Here is a 19,399-nt window from a genome sequence, read left to right on the forward strand (position 1 = left end):
CGGGCACTCTCGCCCGTCGAGGCTAACGGGCGCTTAAGACGCCGGGCGGCTTTGTCCCGACCGCTAACGTTTCGCGATCAGGCCAGGGATCGTCCGGCCGGTCTCGCCGAAATTCTCGGCGGCGCGGGCACAGTTGGCCGGAACGTCCTTGCCGTAGATCTCCGTATAGGCCCGGCTGCGGAGCTTGAGGTCGCCTTGGGCGAGATCGTCCGGCGCGACACCGAGGCCCGAGACGACGGAGTTCAAGCGCTCGGTGTTCGGCTTGAGATTCGGACAGGACGTCTCCACGAATGCGAGCAAACCGGCGAGCTTGGCCGCGCTGTTCTTCTGGCGCTCGGCCCTGGCCTCGGCCGCCGTCGGCGGGGGGCCGGGCGGCTTCTCCGGAGGCTGCTCCTCCTGGGCACGCGCGGAGTGCGCCAGCGATCCGGCCAGCAGCAGGGCGGTCAGGCTTCGGGTCAGCAGGGCCGATCTCTTCACGGGTACGCTCCTCGGGTTCGGCCCCGCCACGGTCCGGCTCAGTTCGTCAGGGCGGCGGCGCGGGCCAGCGCATTGGCGAAACCTTCGAGCGGAACCGTGATGGTGACCGGGTCCTTGGCCTCCGGCTTGATCCCGGACACCAGCAGGTTCTTGGCGGTCTTCATCGTGTCGGTCGCCAGGGTGGGAAGGCTGATCGGGACGAGACATCCCTCCTGGCTGCAGGACAGATAGGGCGCGCCCTTGCCGAGCACGGCCTCGTCGAGCTTGAACGAGATGCCGGGCTCGATGGCGAGGCCGAGGGGCATCAGGATGAAACCCTGGGCCCGGCCGTCGCTCGGCGGCCGGATCTCCAGCGCGAATTCCCGCCGGCCCTTGGCGCCCTGGGCCTGCATGATCGCACATTCGGCCTTCGCCTCGGGTTTGGCCTCCCTGGCGCAGGTCACGGTCCAGTCGCCATAGACCTCGCTCAGGGAGGTCGCGCCCGCGGGCCAGCCGGCGACGGGCGCCGGCGTCGCGGCAGAGGTCGGGTTGGGCGCCGCTTGCTTGGCGGGCGCCGGCTTCGGCGGTGCGGGCTTGCGCGGCTTCGGCTTGGCCGGCGCCTCGGCGGCCTCTGGTACTTCGGCGTCCTGCCCGCGGGAGGGAGCCGTCGCCAGGAGGGCGAGGCCAAAAGCGGCGAGGAATCGAATCAGGCTGGTGGACGGCACGTGCTTTGGCTCCCCGAACCCGCGCGGCGGGGACCTGACCCGCCCGGGATGCCTGCCCCTAGTCGGGCGCGGCCGAACGCGCAATGGACGGCGGCACAACCCGGTGGACGAGCGCCTGCAAGGCTCAGCGCCGTGGCGGGGGCTGCATCGGTGCGTCGATCGCCGGCAATTCGTTGGGACCGAGGCCGGCCGCGACCGTCGCGGCCGGGCCGCCGCCTTGCCCGCGCGCCCGGTTGGCCAGGGCCACGGTGAGCTTCTCGGCGGGTTCCGACTGCATGAGGGCCAGCACCTCGGCCATCTTGCGGGGGTTCATCGCCAGGACGATGGGCACGAGCACGTCGAGGCTGAGCCGGTCGAACACCCGCGCGGCGTCCTTGGGCTTCATCGTCTCGTACATCGTGACGATGTTCTTCAGCGCGGCTCGCTCGGCTTCCGCGCGCTGCGAGCCGCTGCCCTCGGCCTTGTCCTCGCCCTGCTTCAGGGTGTCGACGCCCTCCTCCAGCTTGCGCTCGGCGGTGCCGAGAAGCTGCTCGCGCAGGTCCAGGGCGTCGCTGCGCTGCTTCAGGGTGTCCCGCCGCGCGGCGAGCCGCTCCAGGATCGCGCGCTCGGAGGCCGGCATCGGCTCCGGGGGCGGCGGCGGACGGGGGGCCGGCTTCTCCGGCTCCGGCGGTGGCTTCTCCGTCTCCTTCGGGGTGACCGAGCCGGTGGTGGAGGGATCGGCGGGCTCGTAGTTCGTGCGGGCCTTGGCGAGGACGCGCGCGAATTCGGGCAGCGGCGCCGTGAGATCCGGCTTGGATTCTTCGACGGCGATGGCCGCGACCTTCAGCACCAGAAGCCCGGCGGCCGCGAGGGTCACGGCATCGATCAGGCGCAGCTTCAGCGGCCGCGTCTGACGGAACCGGACGAAGCTGTTGGATCGCCTGGCGGGCGCCGGCTTCGTCACGCGGCCTTGCTCCGCAGCCGGCCGAGGGCGCGCTCGGACATGGCGAGAGCGGCCGCGGCCGCGACCCCGAGGCGCTCGCCGTTGGGGCTGGGCGGCGCGACGCGGACGGGCGGAACCACGCGCTCGAGATCGCGCGGTTCCGGGACCGGCGCCGGACTCGCGGTCCGCGCGATCTCGCGGGCCGGGGCGGCCTGGGCGACGATGGAGGCGATGCGGGCGATCACCGTCTCGCCGGCCGCCACGTGCGCGGCGAGATCCGTGGCGTAGCGCTCGGCGGTGCCGAGGCGGTCGGCCAGGGTCCGGTCACACTCGTCCAGTGTCGCGCGCAGGCCGACGATGGCCCGCTCCGCGGTGGAGCTCGCCATGACGAGGTCGCCGATGGTCTGGCGCAGGGCCGCCTCGTCGGCCTTGAGCTTGGTGATGCGACCGCTCAGGCGCATCGAGGAGACGATGCTGGCGACGAGCAGGACGGCGACGAGGCCGTCGGCGAGGAGGGTGACGAGGAGGCTCATGGCTGGTCGCGTCACCCGTCGTTGCGGTTGTTCATGGAGGCCTCGAAGGCCTGGAGTGTGGTGCGCGACCGGCGCAGGGGCCGGGTGAGCTGCACGGCGATGTTGTCGTCGATCCGGCCGATCCGCCCCTGCGTCAGGGCCCAGTCGCCGCAGCGGACCGCGATGAGATCCGACGGCTTGGTATCGAACATCAGGGTGTCCCCGACCTTGAGCGACAGCACCTTCTTGAGCGGCAGCATCATCTCGTGCAGCACCGCCTCCATGGTCGCGTCGGCCTGCCAGATCTCGGTGGCGAGGTGGCTTTCCCAGACGTGGTCACGGCCGAGCTTCTCGCCCATGAAGCTCTGCATGAGCAGTTCACGGATCGGCTCGATGGTGGCGTAGGGAAACAGGATCTGCAGCAGGCCGCCGCGCCCGTCCATGTCGAGCTTGAGGCTGATCAGGATCGCGGCGTTGGCGGGTCGGGTGATGGTGGCGAAGCGCGGGTTGGTCTCGATCCGGTCGATGGCGAAGCGCACCGGCGAGAGCGGCTGGAACGAGAGCTCGAGGTCCGTGAGGATGATCTCCACGAGGCGCCGCACGAGCTGCATCTCGATGGTGGTGAAGGGGCGCCCGTCAAGGCGGGTCGACGAGCCGCCGCGCTTGCCGCCGAGGAGCAGGTCCAGGGTCGAGTAGGCGAGGTTCGACTCCACGGTGACGAGCCCGGAATTCTCCCAGGCATCGGCGCGGAAGACGCCGAGCAGGGTCGGCAGCGGAATCGCGTTGAGGTAGTCGCCGAAGCGCACCGAAGTGATGTTGTCGAGGGTCACCTCGACGTTGTCCTGGAAGAAGTTGCGCAGGCTCGTCGACAACAACCGGATCATCCGGTCGAAGACGATTTCCAGCATCGGAAGGCGTTCGTACTGGACGACGCCGGAATCGACGATGGCGCGGACGCCGCCCGCCCCGGAGGCCGAGAGCTCGCGCAGGGAGAAGCCGAGGACGCCGTCGATCTCGTCCTGATTCAGGATGCGGTCGTTGCCGGCGAGTTCGGGGAGATTGTCGGTCTCCCCGTCCTCGATCATCGTCGCCCATTCGGCGGCGACGTCGCTGGCATGGGTCGTGGTGCCCTGCTCGGCCAGCGCCGCGCCCCACTCGTCGGCGAGCGAGGCTTCACCGCCCTCGCCGTTCTGGGCGATGAGTGCGGCGGCCCAGTCGTCCTCGTCGATTTCGTCGTCCGGTCCGGCCATCAGACTCTCGTCACCTGTAAAACTTCGAAACATCCCGGCACGAGGCCGCGGCCGCCTACTGGATGACCACGTCCTTGAACAGGACCGCCTCGGCCCGGGCCGGCTGGATGGCGACGTTGACCCGGCGCAGCAATTCCTCGCGCAGGCGGTAGATGCCGGCCGACCCGGCGAGATCGCTCGCGCGCAGATCGCGCAGGTAGACCTGGAAGGCGTCCTCGATGCGCGGCATCAGGGGCTTCACCTCCCCCTCGACCTTGGCGTCCTTGAGTTCGATCGCGACCTTGATCTTGGCGAAGCGGGTCCGGTCCTGGCCCGGCTCGTTGGCCAGATTGACCATCATTTCGCGGACATCGAGGAACACGACCGGCTTCTTGACCTCGGCGACCGCCTCGCCGTGTCCGTCGCCGGCCTTCTTCTTCATGAAGAAGAAACCGCCGCCGCCGGCGAGCGCCAGCACCACGGCGCCGATGATGACGAGCTTCTTCTTGCCGGCCTTCGGGGCTTCGCCTTCGGCGCCCTCCTCACCCTCGGCGGCGGCCTTCTTCGGCTTCTTGGCCATCGTTGGACCTCGGGACTGCGCGGTGGGGTGAGCGACTGCCGCTCGACGGCGTCGGCATCTCAGGATGTCGGCACTCCGGAAGGTATCGGGCGAACAGGGTTAACGTGTCGTTAAGGCGGCAAAAGCTGCCGGGTCGGAGTTGCCGCGCGGCCGGGACCGGCAGGCGCTGCCGCCCAGCGGAATCAGACGTAAATCCATGAAATCGAATGGTGATTCGTTTCGTGATGGAATGGCACGGCCCGTGCGGAGATGGAGGCGTCGTCGCTCGTCGGGGCTGAGAGTGTCATGCAGAACGCATTGTTCGTGGGGGTTTCGAGCCAGGTCGCGCTCCAGCGCGAGCTGGACGTGATCGCCAACAACATGGCCAACATCTCCACCAACGGCTTCAAGGGGCGCAACAGCCGCTTCCAGGAATACCTGATGCCGGTGGCGAGCGCGGACTCGTTCCAGAAGCCGGACCGGCGCGTCTCCTACGTGATCGACCAGGGCACCGCTCTCGACCTCGCTCAGGGACCGATCGAGCAGACCGGCAACCCCCTCCACGTGGCGGTGCGCGGCGAGGCGTTCCTTGTGGTGCGCACGCCGAACGGCGACCGCTACACCCGCAACGGCGCCTTCGAGACCGACGCGCAGGGCACCCTGGTGACCAGCGACGGCTACCCGGTCCAGGGCGAGGCGGGTCCGATCCAGATCGGCCAGCAGGAGACCGGGATCGCCATCGGCCCCGACGGCACGGTCTCCACCAATCTCGGAATCCGCGGCCGCGTCCGCCTCGTCACCTTCGCCAATCCGCAGGCTCTCACCAACGAGGGCGCGAACCTCTACGCCTCCACCGCGCAACCCCAGGCGGCGGGTCTCGCCGGCCGGGTGGAGGCCGGTGCCCTGGAGCGCTCGAACGTGAAGCCGGTGATCGAGATGACCCGGCTCATGGACGTGAACCGCACCTACACCATGGTCTCGGGCGTGATCTCGCGCCTCGACGACCTGCGCGGCACGGCGATCCGCCGTCTCGCCGACGTCGCGTAAGGAGCTCCGCAGATGCGTGCCCTCTACGCCGCCGCCACCGGCATGGCGGCCCAGGAACTCAACGTCCAGGTCATCTCGAACAACATCGCGAACCTGCGCACCACGGGCTACAAGCGCCAGCAGCCGCATTTCCAGGACCTGCTCTACCAGAACCTGCGCCGGGCCGGCTCCTCCACCTCCGACCAGAACACCCAGCTTCCCGCCGGCCTCGCCATCGGCTCGGGCGTGAAGACGACCTCGACCGCGCGGGTGATGTCGCAGGGGACGCTGACCACCACCGAGAAGGAATACGACGTCGCCATCCGCGGCGAGGGCCTGTTCCGGGTGACCCTGCCGGACGGGCGCACCGCCTACACCCGCGACGGATCCTTCGACCTCTCGGCCCAGGGCCAGCTCGTCACCCGCGACGGCTATCTCGTCGATCCCGGCGTGACCGTGCCGAACAACGCCACCTCGGTGACCATCAGCGCCCAGGGGGCCGTCCAGGCCACCGTGCCGGGACAGACGGCGCCGCAGGCGCTCGGCCAGTTCCAGCTCGCCCGCTTCGTCAACAAGGTCGGCCTCGAATCGATCGGCGACAACCTGTTCATCGAGACCGCCGGCTCCGGCCCGGCGATCAACGGGCTGCCGGGTGCGGAAGGATTCGGCAACCTCCAGCAGAGCTACCTCGAGGAGGCGAACGTTAACGCCGTCACCGAGATCTCGTCGCTGATCGCGGCGCAGCGCGCCTACGAGATGAACTCGAAGGTGGTGACCGCCGCCGACCAGATGCTCTCGACCACCTCCCAGATGTTCCGCAGCTGACCGGGGTCCTGACCATGCATGCCCTCAGACAGATCACGCCTCGCCGCCGGCCCCGGGTCTCGACCCTGAGCGTCTCCGTCGTCGGCCGGACCCTGCTGGCCGTGCTGGCCTTCTCCTTCCTCACCCTTCAGGTGCTGGCGCAGGAGGTCCGGTCCGGCGCCGCGAGCCTGCGCCTGCGCGGCGACGTCACCGCGGGCGGCGACGTCCTGACCCTCGGCGACCTCGTCGAGGGGGCGGCGCCCGAGGCGGCGCAGCGTCCCTTGTTCCGGGCGCCGGCCCTCGGCGCCACCGGCACGATCCAGGCGCGGCGCATCGCCGACGCGGTTGCCGGCCTCGGGCTCGGCCCGGTCGAGACCGGCGGTCGTGTCCAGGTCTCGGTCCAGCGCGCCGCGCGCCGGGTGACCCAGCCCGAGATCGAGGCCGCCCTGAAGCGCGCCCTGGAATCGGGCTTCGGCGTCGATCCGCGCAACCTCGCCATCCGTCTCGACGGCGAGGCCCCGACCCTGCTGGCGCCCCTGGAGCTCAACGGCCAGGCGGTCGCCCTCGACCTCAGCTACGATCCACGCTCGCGCCGGATCGCCGGTCTGATCACCCTGGGCGAACGGCAGGCCTCACTTCGGGTCTCGGGCCAGGTCATGGAGATCCGCGAGGTCGCGATCCTGGGCCGCAGTCTCAACCGCGGCGAGACGATCAACGCCGCCGACCTCTCCCTGGAGCGCCGCCCCCGCGAGGCGACGCCGTCGGACGCGCAGGGATCGCTGGGCGACCTCGCCGGGCAGGTGGCCCAGCGCGGCCTCAGCGCCGGCGCGATCCTGCGCTCGGGCGACCTCGCGCCGCCCGACCTCGTGGCCCGGGGCGAGGCCGTGACCATCGTGTTCGATTCCCCGGGCCTCAATCTCTCCCTCCGGGGTCAGGCCAACGAGAGCGGCCGCCTCGGTGCCGTGATCACCGTTACCAATCCGGTCTCGAAGAAGATCCTCTCCGCCACCGTGACCGGACCCGGCCGTGTCTCCGTCGGCCCCGCGCCCCTGGTGCGACAGGCCAATGCCGCCCTCGACGGCTCCGCGCTGCAGCGCTGATCCGCTTCGTCCGCGCCCCTTTCCGGTTTGCCAAAGGTCCGGTCCCGATGACCCACCGCGCTTCCCCCGTCCTCGCCGTCGCGCTGCTCTGCACCGGCCTCGGTGCCTGCAACACCGCCGACCGCCTCTCGCAGATCGGTGCGACGCCGGCCCTCTCGGCCATCGAGGACCCGACCGCTCAGGCCGGCTACAAGCCGGTGCGCCTGCCGATGCCGGAGATCCAGCCGGTCTCCTACGCCCCGAACTCGCTGTGGCGGACCGGTTCACGCGCCTTCTTCAAGGACCAGCGGGCTGCGCGGATCGGCGACCTCGTCACCGTGAAGGTCAATGTCACGGACAAGGCGAACCTCAACAACGAGACCAAGCGCTCGCGCTCGAACGCCGAGGGCTTCGGCCTGCCCAACGCCTTCGGCCTGGAGAGCAGCAAGGGGGTGGCGGCGGCCGGGATCACCCCCGACAAGCTCCTCAACGCCACCTCGACCACCTCGAGCGACGGCGCCGGGTCGGTTCAGCGGAACGAGACCGTGACCACCAGCGTCGCGGCGATCGTCACCCAGGTTCTGCCCAACGGGAATCTCGTGGTGGAGGGCAAGCAGGAGATCCGCATCAACTTCGAGGTGCGCGAACTCATCGTGGCCGGCGTGGTCCGGCCCGAGGACATCGAATCCGACAACACCATCGATTCGAGCAAGATCGCCCAGGCGCGGATCGCCTATGGCGGACGCGGCCAGATCACCGACGTGCAGCAGCCGCGCTACGGTCAGCAGCTGGTCGACGTGCTGCTGCCGTTCTGAGCCTCGGAGCGGGCGCTCGAGGTTCGAGGCCCGCGCCGCGGTGTGGCTCCGCTCAGTCGTCGCGGTAGACGCGCTCGCGGCGCTCGTGGCGCTCCTGCGCCTCGAGCGACAGGGTCGCGATCGGGCGGGCATCCAGGCGCTTCAGCGAGATCGGCTCGCCGGTCTCCTCGCAGTAGCCGTAGGACCCGTCCTCCAACCGCGCCAGGGCGGCGTCGATCTTGCCGGTCAGCTTGCGCTGCCGGTCGCGGGCCCGCAACTCGATCGCCCGGTCGGTCTCGGACGAGGCCCGATCCGCAAGGTCGGGATGATTTTCGTTCTCGGTCTGTAACGCGACCAGCGTATCCTGAGCCTCGCGCAGAATATCAGACTTCCATCCGAGCAGTTTGCGGCGGAAATACTCCCGCTGCCGATCGTTCATGAACGGCTCGCTCTCGCTCGGTACGTACCCGTCCTCAATCGTGACCTTCGCCATTCGCGCCTCTTGCAGCCGGTCCGCGGCGATCATTTTGCGTGGCTATAATGCAGGGGGCAGGCCACGACAACGCATCGTCGTCCCTGCGCACCGCAATCCTCTCGGATGTTTTGCGCGCTGCGGCAAACACGCAACGGCTGCAAAGACGCCACTGAACGCTGTGCACTGCAACACTGGCCCTGCTTTGTCACTCACTTTCCGCCTTGCGTTAAATTGCAGGTGTCCAAGCGATCGCGGCGGGCCGTCCGTCGCCCCGAAACGCCGAGGTACCCCGGCGCGCAGAATTCCGCGGTTTACATGAGGTTGATCTGAGCGATATGTCTCAAGTAAAATCTCCGGAGAATTCGACTGTGTTATCTTTCTGGGATCAATTTACTTTGGTCGACGACAGTCGAATTATTCGATGTATTACAGTTTGATCGATTCCTGCGATCGCCTCCGATCGGTCGACGAAGCCGAGGGAACAGGCATCGAGCCGTGCGGTTCACCCGAGGCGATGCTGGCTACGGCGTGCGGGTCCCCGTTCGGGACCCTCCTCGCGAGCGCGCCCCTTCCGCACCATCCTCGATCAGGAGACCGCCCCATGGCAGCCAAGGCCAAGACCCTTCACGACGCGTTCTACGAGACGCTCAAGGACGTCTACTACGCCGAGAAGCAATCCGTGCGAGCCCTGAAGAAGTCGGCCAAGGCGGCCGAGCACGAGGAGCTGCGCAGCGCCTTCGAGACCCATGCGGAGGAGAGCGCCGAGCAGGTCGAGCGCCTGCAGCAGGTGTTCGAGATCATCGGCAAGCCGGCCCGCGCCAAGACCTGTGAGGCGATGCAGGGCATCACCTCCGAGATGGAGGAGGACCTCGAAGATTTCGGGGACAGTCCGGCGGCCGATGCGGTGCTCGCGGCCTGTGCCCAAGCCGTCGAGCACTACGAGATCGCCCGCTACGGCACATTGAAGACCTGGGCGCGCCAGCTCGGCTACGCGGATGCCGCCAAGCTCCTGGAGCAGACGCTCGAAGAAGAGAAGAAGACCGACGCACTGCTCAGCCAGATCGCCGAGCGGATCAACACCGAGGGCAGCGAGTCCGGCGACGAGGCGGACGACAGGCCGCGCGCCAAGACGAAGAAGGGCTGAATTCGGACCGCGCGCCGGTCCCTCTCCCGCCTCAGGCGGCGCGGGCGGCGGACAGCTTCGCGAGCTCGACGGCGGCCCGCAACTCGATCTCGGCGATCAGAGCGTCGAGGCGCGGGTCGCCGCTGCTGCCTCCGCGCTCGGCCAGGCGCCCGGCAATGGCTTGCAGGTCGCGTGTCGAGACGCGGCCCATGATCAGCGAGGCCTTGAGCCGGTCGAGCCCGTCGAGCAGATCGTTGCCGCGCCGGGCCGACCGACGCCGGCGCTCCTCCGGCGTGTCGGCGTTGCTCTGGAGAGTGAGGATCGCGTCGAGGCCGGCCAGCGACGCCGCCGCTGTCGCGCCCGGGCCGCTGGCATGGGGGGCCGGACCTGCGACGGCGAAGGCCGGTGCGCCTTCGCTCCGGCGTGGTCCCGCATTCGGGCTGGTAGGGGCAGTGACGAAGCGGGTGTCGACGCGCATGAGGTGGGACCGATCGGGGCGGAGGTCCGCCCGGCTCCGGCAGAATTCGTCCGCCCTGGTTAACCGGTCGTAAACGACCCGGCAGAACCTGCCGACCCGGCACGAAGCGACCCTGTCGCGCAGCGGACAGGTGCCGGTACTTTCAAAAAAGATCGTTCAAAACCAACGCATTGGCGAAATCGTCCGGTTGGCATGGCCCTGGCAGACTGTTGGGAGACCTTCCCGCCGCAAAGTGCTCCATGACCGACGCTCCGAACGGCCCCACGCGAATCCGGCGCCTCGCCCTCTGCATCCTGGCAGGGTGGGCGATGCTGGTCGGCCAGGCGACGCCCGCCTCCGCCCTGTCACGGGTCAAGGACCTCGCCAGCGTCGAGGGCGTGCGCCAGAACCAGCTCGTGGGTTACGGCATCGTCGTCGGGCTCAACGGCACCGGCGACACCCTGAACAACATCCCGTTCACGAAGCAGTCCCTGCAGGCGATGCTGGAACGGCTCGGCGTGAACACCCGCGGCGCCACCATGCGCACGCAGAACCTGGCGGCCGTGATGGTGACGGCGAGCCTGCCGCCCTTCGCCACGCAGGGCAACCGCATCGACATCACGGTCTCGTCCCTCGGCGACGCCAAGTCCCTCCAGGGCGGCACCTTGCTGGTGACCCCGCTGCTCGGCGCCGACGGCGAGGTCTACGCCCTCGCGCAGGGCTCCGTCGCCATCGCGGGCTTCTCCGCCGAGGGCGACGCGGCCAAGATCACCCGCGGCGTTCCCACCAACGGGCGCGTGCCCAACGGCGCGATGATCGAGCGCGAGATGGCGTTCAAGATGAACGACATGCGTTCGCTGCGGCTGTCCCTGCGCAATCCGGACTTCACCACCTCGAAGCGCATCGCGGCCGCGATCAACGACTTCATGGGCGCCGACACCGCCGAGCCGACCGACCCGGCGACGGTGACCCTGCAGATCCCGGCCCGCTACAGCGGCAACATGATCCGGCTCGTGACCGAGGTCGAGCAGCTCAAGGTCGAGCCCGACCAGACCGCCCGGGTCATCGTCGACGAGCGCTCCGGCATCATCGTGATGGGCCGCGACGTTCGGGTCTCCACGGTGGCGATCGCCCAGGGCAACCTGACGGTGACGATCACCGAGCAGCCGCAGGTGAGCCAGCCGGCCCCGTTCTCCAACGGCACCACGACGGTCGTGCCGCGCACCGGCGTCAAGGTCGATACCGGCGACGGCAACAAGCTCGCCCTGGTCAAGGAGGGCGTGACCCTGCGCGAACTCGTCGACGGCCTCAACGCCCTCGGCATCGGCCCGCGCGACCTGATTTCGATCCTGCAGGCGATCAAGGCCGCCGGTGCCCTCCAGGCCGACATCGAGGTGATGTGATGATCGCCGCCACCCTCCCCCATTTTCAGACGGAGAGCTGATCCCATGCTGTTCGCGCCCCTCGCCGCCAGCGCCGCCCTCGGGGTCGGCAAGGCCATCGTCGGCGACATCGCCAAGACCGTGCAGAGCGCGGTCGGTTCCAGCGCCGGCTCCGCGGCCAAGTCGGCCGCCGAGGCGAAGGCGAAGAAGGCCTCGACCGATTTCGAATCGATGTTCCTGGAGCAGTCCCTCGACCGCCTGTCGCAATCGGAGGGCACAGACGGCCCGCTCGGCGAGAACGGCACCGGCGGCGGCGTCTATCGTTCGATGTTGACCAAGGAATATGCCGGCCAGATCGTGAAGAGCGGCGGCGTCGGGATCGCCGATCAGGTGTTCCGCGAGATGATGAAGATGCAGGAGGGCACCGGTGCAAAGGTCAGCTGACGCCCCGCCGCCCCGCGTGTCCGACCGGGCCGGGGCGACGGCCCTGGTGGCGGGCGTGATCGCGAGCCTCGAAGCGCTGGAATCCGTACTGGCGCGGGAGAGCGATCACATCCGGGTCGGCCGGCTGCGGGAGGGCCTCGCCGAGACGGAGCGGAAATCCGCCCTCGCCGCCGCCTACTTCCAGGGTCTCGAGGCGACGAAGGCCAACGCCATCGCGCTCGCCCGCTTCGCGCCGGAGGGCATCGCCACCCTCAAGGCCGCCCATGCCCGCTTCACCCAGGCGCTGGAGACCAACCAGGCCGTGCTGGCCACGGCCCGGACCGTGTCGGAAGGCCTGGTGAAGACCCTGGCGGACGAGATCGGTCGGACCCGTACGCCGACCGTCTATGGCCGCCCGTCACAGGCGCCCTCCCCCTATAGCCGCAGCGGGGTCGCGCGCAGCCAGCCCCTCGTGCTGTCGCGCAGCCTCTGAACGACTGCGCCGCGCGGAGGGAAAGCCGATCCGCGCGAAGTCAGGGTCGCCCGTGGCCCATGCGGACGAAGGCGCGCACGGGCCCGAGTTCGGATTCGCTGCGCGTATCGATGGAGAGCTGTCCCGCGGTGACCGGCGCGGCGCCGTGGCCGCCGATCGCGATCCCGCCCACGGCGCGACCGCTGAGGCGGATGCAGGTGGGCGAGCCCGGCACGCGAACGAAGCCGGCCCCCTGCTTCGGACAGGGTAGGCGTGTCTCCCCCTGCACCTGCGGCCGAGGCCGCTCCGTCGCGCCGGCTCCATTCATGCCGCCGCAGACTGCCGGCACCAACACGGCCAGTGCGGTGCGCATCCTTTGTTTCATGACCCGGCTCCCGCGTTCGAACCGGCCCTGGTTAGGCCATCCCGGCCGCCGGACCAACGCTCGCCCCGTCACGCTCCTCAGCTGAGGTAGTTCACGAGGTTGAGCTTCGAGAGCATCGAGGTCACTTGGTAGCTCGCCTGGAGCTGGGTCTGGAGCTGCAGCAGCTGCGCGGTCACGTCCTCGGCCGAGATGTTCTCGACGCCGTCGAGGGATCCCTGCAGCGCAGCGCGGCTGGTTCGGTTGTCCGTCTTGGTGTCGGAGAGCGTGCTAGCGGCCAGGGCGAGGTCGCTGGCGATGCCGGGCACGCCGCCCGTCGTGTTGTCCGAGACGAGCAGGGTGCGGGCGTGATCGGACAGGGCGCTGAAGCGCTGGGCCTCCGGCGTTCCGCTCACGGCGGTGGTGCCCGCATCGGCCGCGATCATGGCGAGCCCGGCGAGCACGGTGCGGATCGGCGCTTCGTTCGCCTGCACGCCGATGTTCAGGACCCGGTTCCCGCTGATCTGCGCCGTGGCCGTGCCGCGCGGATCGGCCGAGGTATCGTCTCCGGTGTACCAGATCACGGTCTTGGTGCTCGCCTGCTCGGCATAGCCGTTGCCGTCGGCGCTGATGCGGCGGGGCGCGAGCCCGGCGGATTGCGATCCGGCGAAGAAATCCTGCGCGGCGCGCGAGGCCGAGCTCGCCGCCAGGCTCGTGGAGGCCGCGCCCTTCAGGGCGTTGGTGACGGCATTGCTGAGACTTTTGGCGACGGCGGCCTGATCGCCCGCCAGGGAGAACGTGGTGGCGGAGGCGGGGTCTGCGGTGGCGGCGGCCGTCAGGGTCAGCGTCTGGGTCGTGCCGTCCCGCAGGGCGACGCTCACCGTCACCGTATCGCCCGCGACCGGCGTTCCGGTGACGCCCAGCGTCAGCGAGGCCGGCGTTCCGGTCCCGAAATCGGCCTGAACCCCGAGGCCGGCGGGGCCCTGGATGCTGGCGACGTTCGCGGTCTTGAAGCGGTCGTTGAGGTAGGTCTGTGCCTCGGCCGCCGTGGCGAAGACCGGCATGGTGTCGGTTGCACCCGGGGTCGCGGACGCCTTCGCGGTCAGATCGACGAAGCTCTGGGTTCCGTCCGGCTGGTTGACCGCGATCCGGAGCCGGTCTCCCTCGGCCGGCGGCTTCGCCAGGGTGAAGGTCACGGCGGGCGCGGTCGCGGGCGTGGTCGCGCTCGCGGCGATCGCCGCCGCGTTCGAACTCGTCGCCGAAAGCAGCCGAAAGCCGAAATTGGCGCGTGTCTCAGTCCCGGCGGCCCCGGTGCCGTCCTCGCTGATCGTGACGGTCTGGCCCGTCGTTCCGGTCACGTTCGCGCTGAGATGTCCCGTGCCGGTTCCGAGATCGGCTTTCTTCTGCTCCGCGATCAGAGTCTTGAGACCGTCGAGGCCCTTCGCGACGTCGCCGTTGAGAATCGTATCCGAGGCGACCACCGGCGGCGAATCGGTGGCGCGGCCACCGAAGATGTACTGGCCCGCGAGATCGACGTTGAGGGCGTCCACCGCCGCGTCGAGGCTGTTGCGGGCGATCTGCGGCGTGTTGGCGACGGTCGAGTTGTTGCTGGCGGTCAGCGAGCGCTGCAGCCCGGCGCCGAGGGTGTTGATCTGGGTCACGCTCGCATTGGCGAGGGTGACCCGGGTGGTGGCGTTCGTGATGGCCGCGTCGTAGCCGTCGAGGGCGCTGAGAGCGGCATGCGCGCTGAGGCTGGTGGTCCGGCCGGTGCCGAGGCCGCCATATGTGGCGGCGACCTTGCCGCTGGAGAGCTGGTTCGTCAGCGTGTCGAGGCGGCTCTTCAGCCCGACGAGGTTGGCCGTGTTGCGGTCGCCCAGATAGGTGCTGGCGTTGAAGGGAGCGATGCTCATCGATGCCTCTGAAGCGTGGGGGGCCTCGGTGGGGTTCGGCGCAGGGGGGATCCGGACATGGCGGTCTCGGCCTAGATCCGCAGCAGGGTGTCGAGGAGGTCGCGGGCGGCCGTGAGCACCCGCGCATTGGCGCTGTAGGCGGTCTGGAGCTGCACGAGCTTCGACATCTCCTCGTCGATGCTCACGCCGGACACGGAGGCGACGCGGGACTGGGCGGTGGCCAGCGCGATACCCTGACCCTCGTCGAGATTCTGCGCGGAAGCCGCGCCGGCGCCCTGCGCGTCGATGATGCGCTGGGCGAAATCCTGCACGCTCGCGGTGTAGGGCGCATCGACGCCGCCGATGCCGCTCGCCGCCGCGAAGGTCCGGCTCGCCCCGGTGAGGGCCTGGTAGAGGTATTGCGGCCGCGACGCGTCCGAAGCCAGGGTCTTGGAGGAGGTGTTCACGAGGTTGGCGGTGTTGCCGACCACCGCCTGGTTCACGCTGATGCGCTGCGCGAAACCGGTGAGCTGAGAGCCGCCGTCGAAGGAACCCGTATAGAGAGTGCCCTTTCCGTCGCCGTCGACGAAGAGCGGAATCTGCAGCTGCCCGCTTTGGAAGTCCGCCGTGGTCTGGGGCTGCGTGACGCTGGCGCTCACACCGAGCAGGGTCGGTGCCCCGCCCGTCGGATTGGTGAGGATGCGCAGGCCGCCCGTGCCGGCGCTGGGCTGGCTGGTGACGCTGAAGCTCGACCCGAGGGCGGTCTGAATCGCGTCGCGCAGCCCGGTCGCCGTGCCCGTCAGCTTGATCGGGAGGATCGTCGCCGTCGGATCGTTGGTGTCCGCCGGGTCGATGCTCGGCGGCTGGTCCGAGGTGTAGGGCATCAGCACGAGGTTGCGCTGCGTGCCGGCGGCGTCCCGCACGCTCACCGTCACGGCATTGCCGGCGCTGAGCCCGCCGAGGTCGATGTCGAAGCCTGTGGAGGTCCCCGACGTCACCGCCGTCCCCGCGGCGCTGCGATCCGAGAGGGAGCGGGACAGGCCGGCCGCCAGTTCGTCGAGCTGCCGCTGGGCCTGCGGCAGGACCGCGTCGCGCAATTCGACCCCCGCCGCGAGCGAGCCCGACCGGATCGCCTTGGTGGCGATGAGGTCGATCCGGGAGCCGCCCGGCGTGGTCGCGGTGATCGTCCCGACGCCGCGCGTGGCCGGGTTGTCGGTGAATTCCGAATCGGGTGACAGGGTGCCGCGCCCGTCGAAGCTCAGGATCGCCGCCGCGCCGCGGTCGACCAGCGTCATGCCCGAAGTGGTGATGACCGAGACGGTGCCGTCGCGCTGGTCGACGGTCTGTACGTCGAGGAAGGCGGACAGGCCGGTGATGGCCTGGTCGCGCTGATCGAGCAGGCTTGCGCGGGCGCCCTCGTCGGTGGTGCCGGTGACCTGCATGTTCAGCTTGGCGATCGAGGCGAGGTACTCGCTCGCCTTGGCGGTATCGCTGCCGAGCTGGCTCTCGGTGGCCGAGCGCAGGTCCTGCACGCCTTGCGCGATGGTGCCGATGGTGGAGGCGAGGTTCGCGGCCTTCGTCACCACCGTGGACCGGGCCGGCGCCGAGGTCGGGTCGCTGGCGAGCGATTGCAGCGACAGGGCGAAGTCGTTGACGACGCCGTCGAGGGCGGTGGCCGTCCCGGGTGTCCCGTAGAGCTGGTCGAGCTGCGTCCGCACCGCCGAGAGGGAACCCGTATAGGCGGCGCCCGAGGTCTCCATGCGCAGCTGCTTGAGCGAGGCCGCATCGAGGGCCCGGCCGATCGTACCGACCGAGACGCCGGAATTGCCGACGCCCGTCGAGACCGAGTCGAGGGTGCGCTTCGTGTATCCGACCGTGCCGACATTGGCGATGTTCTGCGAGACGACGCCGATCGCGGCCTGAGTCGCCTTCAGGCCGGCGGAGGCGGTGTTGATGGCGTTGAAGCTCACGAAGCCCCTCCCCTGGGTGTCGGATCGCGTCCGGTGTCAGGCGTCCTCAGCGAATGATGTTGATCAGCGCGGACATCATGTCCTGGGAGGTCGAAATGACCTTCGTGTTGGCCGAATACGCCTGTTGGGTTACGATCATCTTAGAAAATTCGCTCGCGATGTCGGTATTCGACTGCTCCACGTTGCTGCCCACGACGGTGGTGCCATTCAGGCCCACGAGGGGCGTGCCGGATTCGAGGGTCTGCTGGTAGGTGCCGTTCGAGTTCGCCTTCAGGCCGTCCGAGTTGGTGAACTGCACCACCTTGATGTTGGCCAGCGCGATCGTGTTGCCGTTACTGTAGGTGCCCGAGACCTTGCCGTCCGTGGTGATGCTGAGGTTGTTCAGCGTGCCGGAGGTGTAGCCGTCCTGGGTCAGCGTGTTGGTCGTTACCGTGCCGGCCGCCGCGGTGTAGGCGGTCAGGCCGCCGCTGCCGTAGCTGAGCTGGATGTTGCCGAGGTTGACCCCGTCCACGGTCAGCGCCGGGATCGTCACGCCTGTGGCGGAGGGCGATGTGAGCTGACCGCTGCTGTTGAACTGGAAGGCCGTGCCGGCATTGGTCCAGGGGGTCGCGGTGCTCGTGACGGTGCTCTGGTTGGCGTAGAACAGGTTCCAGACGTCGCTGGTGCCGTTCGCCGTGTCGGCGTTCTGGACCTTGGCCCAGCGGGTCTGGATGCCGACGGGGCCGCCGCTCGCCGTGTAGGCGGTCAGCGACGGGCCGGCGATGCTGCCGTTGATGAAGCTCGACGCATCGGCGGCCGACACCGTCGCGGCGCCGGTGCCGGAGAGGATGGCGGGGTTGGCGCCCGAGGCCAGGGTCCCGAGGAGCTCGGAGCCGGCCACGTTCGCCTTGGCGTTGGTGGTGGCGGGCGTCTTCGGCAGGTTGGCCGAATACGTGATGGTCGAGGTCGGATGGGCCGGCAGGATCGTGTTGGCGACCCGGATCGGACCCTCGCTCGTCGCCTGCCCGGTGACGGGGTCGAGGCTGGTGCCCTTCAGGTAGGAGCCGCCGCCGTTGACGAGGTAGCCGTCCTTGTCGAGGGCGAAGTCGCCGCGGCGCGTATAGGTGTCGCCGCTCGCGAAGTTCGCCTGCCCGTTGGCGTCGCCGGACTTCGACGTCACGGCGAAGAAACCCTCGCCGTTCAGCGCCATGTTGGTGCCGATGTCGGTGGCGTTCAGGCTGCCCTGCACCGTGGTCGTCTGGCGGGAATTGGCCGCGACCGTCCCGGCGACCTGCCGGCTCGGCGTCTGCTGCTCGGCGACGAGATCGACGAAGCTCGTATCGACCCGCTTGAAGCCGGTCGTCTGCGAGTTGGCGATGTTGCCCGAGATATTGTCGAGGGCGAAGGACTGCGCCTTCAGGCCGGAAACGGCCGTCTGCATCGCGGTGAAGACATCCATGGCCGAGAACCTTGCGTCACGGTGGCGGTGCCGGCGCGTTCCCGCCCGGGTCCCTGGGCCGTCGAGCAATCGGTGTGCCAGAGACAAGTGACTGTTTTCAATGGATTTTCTCAAACGTAGACCCGGCAGGAACCGCCTATCGCGTGGCGACACGGCAGGTTTTGCCGGGTCGACCGGTGCGGAGGCGGACGTTTACGCGGCGTTATCGTCGTCCCGCCTATGGTCGCCGGACCAAGGTGTTGGATCGCGATCATGAGAGCCAAACGGTCGACCCTCGTCCATCTGATCTACTTCTCGCGATTGAACCTCGCGGCGGATGCGCCCACGCGCACCCGGCAGATCGGCGAGATCACGCGGCAGGCGCAGAAGAAGAACGAATTCTCGGTGATCACCAGCTTCCTGGTCATCGAGCAGAACTTCGCCGCCCAGGTCATCGAGGGCGAGCGCACGTCGGTGAGCGAGACCTTCGCCCGGATCAGCAACGATTCGCGGCATCGCGACGTGCAGATCGTCGAGTGGCGCGAGATCCTGAAGCGGGAGTTCGTGAACTCCTTCACCACCGGAATCCGTGGCCCGGTGAACGATGCGATCTTCCAGAAGGCGAACCTGCTCCCGATGTTCCAGCGCGGGACCCCGAAGGGAATGGCCATCCATGCCCTCGCGGCGACGCTTCAGGCGGAGTCGATGACCAAGCAGGGTATCGATCACCTCTTCGTCTGATCCTGCGGTCGCCTGGCGCGCCGTCCTCGCGCCGTTCTCGAGAACCCGTGAAATTCCATGAGCGATACGCCCGCGATCCTCATCGTCGATGACCAGGAGAAGTTGCTCAAGCTGGTCATCCTGCTGATGAACCGGCTCGGCTTTCCCGACGTCGAGGGTGTGACCGACGCGGTCACGGCCCTCGAGCGCATGCGTCAGCGGCGTTACGCCCTCGTGATCTCGGATCTCGACATGGAGCCCATGGACGGACTCTCGTTCCTGCGCGAGATCCGGGCGGACGACGCCCTGATGAACACGCCCTTCCTGCTGACCGAGGCGTCCTTCGATTTCGAGGACATCAACCTCGCGCACCAGGCCGGCGCCGACGCCTTCATCCTCAAGCCCTTCGACATGTCGGTGCTGAAGGCCAAGCTGAAGCAGGTCATCAACCGCAAGCCGCGCCGGCGCGAGGCGCCGCTCGCTACCGAATCGGCGATCAGCATCGATTTTCCGATGCTGGGCAAGTTCTGAAACAGGGCAGGTTCTGAAACAGGGAAAATTCTCAGGCGTTCGGATCCGGCGCCAGGCCGGATCGGTCCAGGCA

The 19,399-nt window shown here is 68.9% G+C and carries 22 protein-coding genes; 10 read left to right on the forward strand and 12 right to left on the reverse strand.

Translation table 11 applies throughout. The annotated features are described in order from the left end of the window. Positions 1-63: 63 nt before the first annotated feature. The 6 genes from AC0IWM_RS17660 to fliL all read right to left on the reverse strand — a co-directional run bounded on the left by AC0IWM_RS17660 (position 64) and on the right by fliL (position 4,424). Positions 64-477, reverse strand: coding sequence for a hypothetical protein (locus AC0IWM_RS17660; protein WP_471757073.1), 414 nt, complete (start codon positions 475-477; stop codon positions 64-66). Between the two features lie 38 nt (positions 478-515). Next, positions 516-1,181, reverse strand: coding sequence for an invasion associated locus B family protein (locus AC0IWM_RS17665; RefSeq protein WP_471757075.1), 666 nt, complete (start codon positions 1,179-1,181; stop codon positions 516-518). Positions 1,182-1,305: 124 nt separating this feature from the next. After that, entirely contained in the window at positions 1,306-2,124 is an 819-nt protein-coding gene (locus tag AC0IWM_RS17670; protein WP_471757077.1) for a MotE family protein, read from the reverse strand. Beyond that, positions 2,121-2,636, reverse strand: a complete 516-nt coding sequence (locus AC0IWM_RS17675; RefSeq protein ID WP_471757079.1) for a DUF6468 domain-containing protein — start codon at positions 2,634-2,636, stop codon at positions 2,121-2,123. The genes AC0IWM_RS17670 and AC0IWM_RS17675 overlap by 4 nt, the downstream gene beginning before the upstream one ends. Before the next feature lie 11 nt (positions 2,637-2,647). Beyond that, a complete protein-coding gene (fliM, locus tag AC0IWM_RS17680) occupies positions 2,648-3,865 on the reverse strand; it encodes a flagellar motor switch protein FliM (protein ID WP_056470274.1) in 1,218 nt (405 codons plus the stop codon). Between the two features lie 55 nt (positions 3,866-3,920). Continuing rightward, positions 3,921-4,424, reverse strand: a complete 504-nt coding sequence (fliL, locus tag AC0IWM_RS17685) for a flagellar basal body-associated protein FliL (RefSeq protein ID WP_056470277.1) — start codon at positions 4,422-4,424, stop codon at positions 3,921-3,923. A 285-nt stretch (positions 4,425-4,709) separates the two neighbouring features. Here fliL and flgF point away from each other — a divergent pair, with 285 nt between their 5' ends. Genes flgF through flgH form a run of 4 tightly spaced genes read left to right on the forward strand, consistent with a single transcriptional unit; the run spans position 4,710 to position 8,127 of the window. Beyond that, positions 4,710-5,450, forward strand: a complete 741-nt coding sequence (flgF, locus tag AC0IWM_RS17690; protein ID WP_471757081.1) for a flagellar basal-body rod protein FlgF — start codon at positions 4,710-4,712, stop codon at positions 5,448-5,450. 12 nt (positions 5,451-5,462) lie between these two features. After that, on the forward strand, positions 5,463-6,254 hold the full coding sequence (gene flgG / locus AC0IWM_RS17695; protein WP_471757083.1) for a flagellar basal-body rod protein FlgG: 792 nt from the start codon (positions 5,463-5,465) through the stop codon (positions 6,252-6,254). A 14-nt stretch (positions 6,255-6,268) separates the two neighbouring features. Then, a complete protein-coding gene (flgA, locus tag AC0IWM_RS17700; RefSeq protein WP_471757084.1) occupies positions 6,269-7,333 on the forward strand; it encodes a flagellar basal body P-ring formation chaperone FlgA in 1,065 nt (354 codons plus the stop codon). A gap of 47 nt (positions 7,334-7,380) precedes the next feature. Next, on the forward strand, positions 7,381-8,127 hold the full coding sequence (flgH, locus tag AC0IWM_RS17705) for a flagellar basal body L-ring protein FlgH (RefSeq protein WP_056470294.1): 747 nt from the start codon (positions 7,381-7,383) through the stop codon (positions 8,125-8,127). 52 nt (positions 8,128-8,179) lie between these two features. Here flgH and dksA read toward each other — a convergent pair whose 3' ends face one another. Continuing rightward, entirely contained in the window at positions 8,180-8,599 is a 420-nt protein-coding gene (gene dksA, locus AC0IWM_RS17710; protein ID WP_055951344.1) for an RNA polymerase-binding protein DksA, read from the reverse strand. Positions 8,600-9,182: 583 nt separating this feature from the next. Here dksA and AC0IWM_RS17715 point away from each other — a divergent pair. Further along, entirely contained in the window at positions 9,183-9,725 is a 543-nt protein-coding gene (locus tag AC0IWM_RS17715) for a YciE/YciF ferroxidase family protein (RefSeq protein WP_056470297.1), read from the forward strand. Positions 9,726-9,756: 31 nt separating this feature from the next. On the opposite strand, the gene AC0IWM_RS17720 is transcribed toward AC0IWM_RS17715, so the two are convergent. Then, a complete protein-coding gene (locus AC0IWM_RS17720) occupies positions 9,757-10,182 on the reverse strand; it encodes a flagellar assembly protein FliX (protein WP_471757086.1) in 426 nt (141 codons plus the stop codon). A 308-nt stretch (positions 10,183-10,490) separates the two neighbouring features. On the opposite strand from AC0IWM_RS17720, the gene AC0IWM_RS17725 reads away from it, so the two are divergent. Genes AC0IWM_RS17725 through AC0IWM_RS17735 form a run of 3 tightly spaced genes read left to right on the forward strand, consistent with a single transcriptional unit; the run spans position 10,491 to position 12,459 of the window. Next, positions 10,491-11,564, forward strand: a complete 1,074-nt coding sequence (locus tag AC0IWM_RS17725; protein WP_243214644.1) for a flagellar basal body P-ring protein FlgI — start codon at positions 10,491-10,493, stop codon at positions 11,562-11,564. A 45-nt stretch (positions 11,565-11,609) separates the two neighbouring features. Then, positions 11,610-11,987 carry a rod-binding protein gene (locus AC0IWM_RS17730; RefSeq protein WP_471757088.1) on the forward strand — a complete coding sequence of 126 codons (378 nt, stop codon included), beginning with the start codon at positions 11,610-11,612 and terminating at the stop codon, positions 11,985-11,987. Beyond that, entirely contained in the window at positions 11,971-12,459 is a 489-nt protein-coding gene (locus AC0IWM_RS17735) for a hypothetical protein (protein WP_471757090.1), read from the forward strand. The genes AC0IWM_RS17730 and AC0IWM_RS17735 overlap by 17 nt, the downstream gene beginning before the upstream one ends. A 40-nt stretch (positions 12,460-12,499) precedes the next feature. Here AC0IWM_RS17735 and AC0IWM_RS17740 read toward each other — a convergent pair whose 3' ends face one another. The 4 genes from AC0IWM_RS17740 to AC0IWM_RS17755 form a co-directional block, all read right to left on the reverse strand. Beyond that, entirely contained in the window at positions 12,500-12,823 is a 324-nt protein-coding gene (locus tag AC0IWM_RS17740; protein ID WP_471757092.1) for a porin, read from the reverse strand. Between the two features lie 77 nt (positions 12,824-12,900). Further along, the gene (locus tag AC0IWM_RS17745; protein ID WP_471757094.1) at positions 12,901-14,709 is read right to left on the reverse strand and encodes a hypothetical protein; all 1,809 of its coding nucleotides are present in this window, start codon (positions 14,707-14,709) and stop codon (positions 12,901-12,903) included. A gap of 71 nt (positions 14,710-14,780) precedes the next feature. Continuing rightward, positions 14,781-16,658, reverse strand: a complete 1,878-nt coding sequence (flgK, locus tag AC0IWM_RS17750; RefSeq protein ID WP_471757096.1) for a flagellar hook-associated protein FlgK — start codon at positions 16,656-16,658, stop codon at positions 14,781-14,783. Between the two features lie 46 nt (positions 16,659-16,704). Continuing rightward, positions 16,705-18,096, reverse strand: a complete 1,392-nt coding sequence (locus AC0IWM_RS17755) for a flagellar hook protein FlgE (protein WP_471757098.1) — start codon at positions 18,094-18,096, stop codon at positions 16,705-16,707. 252 nt (positions 18,097-18,348) lie between these two features. On the opposite strand from AC0IWM_RS17755, the gene AC0IWM_RS17760 reads away from it, so the two are divergent. Together AC0IWM_RS17760 and AC0IWM_RS17765 are read left to right on the forward strand one after the other, a co-directional pair. Then, positions 18,349-18,816 (forward strand): BLUF domain-containing protein, encoded by a 468-nt coding sequence (locus AC0IWM_RS17760; protein ID WP_056470325.1) that lies wholly within the window; start codon positions 18,349-18,351, stop codon positions 18,814-18,816. A 57-nt stretch (positions 18,817-18,873) separates the two neighbouring features. Beyond that, the gene (locus AC0IWM_RS17765; protein WP_471757100.1) at positions 18,874-19,326 is read left to right on the forward strand and encodes a response regulator; all 453 of its coding nucleotides are present in this window, start codon (positions 18,874-18,876) and stop codon (positions 19,324-19,326) included. Positions 19,327-19,399: the final 73 nt, after the last annotated feature.

Source organism: Methylobacterium sp. AC433 (assembly GCF_979253015.1).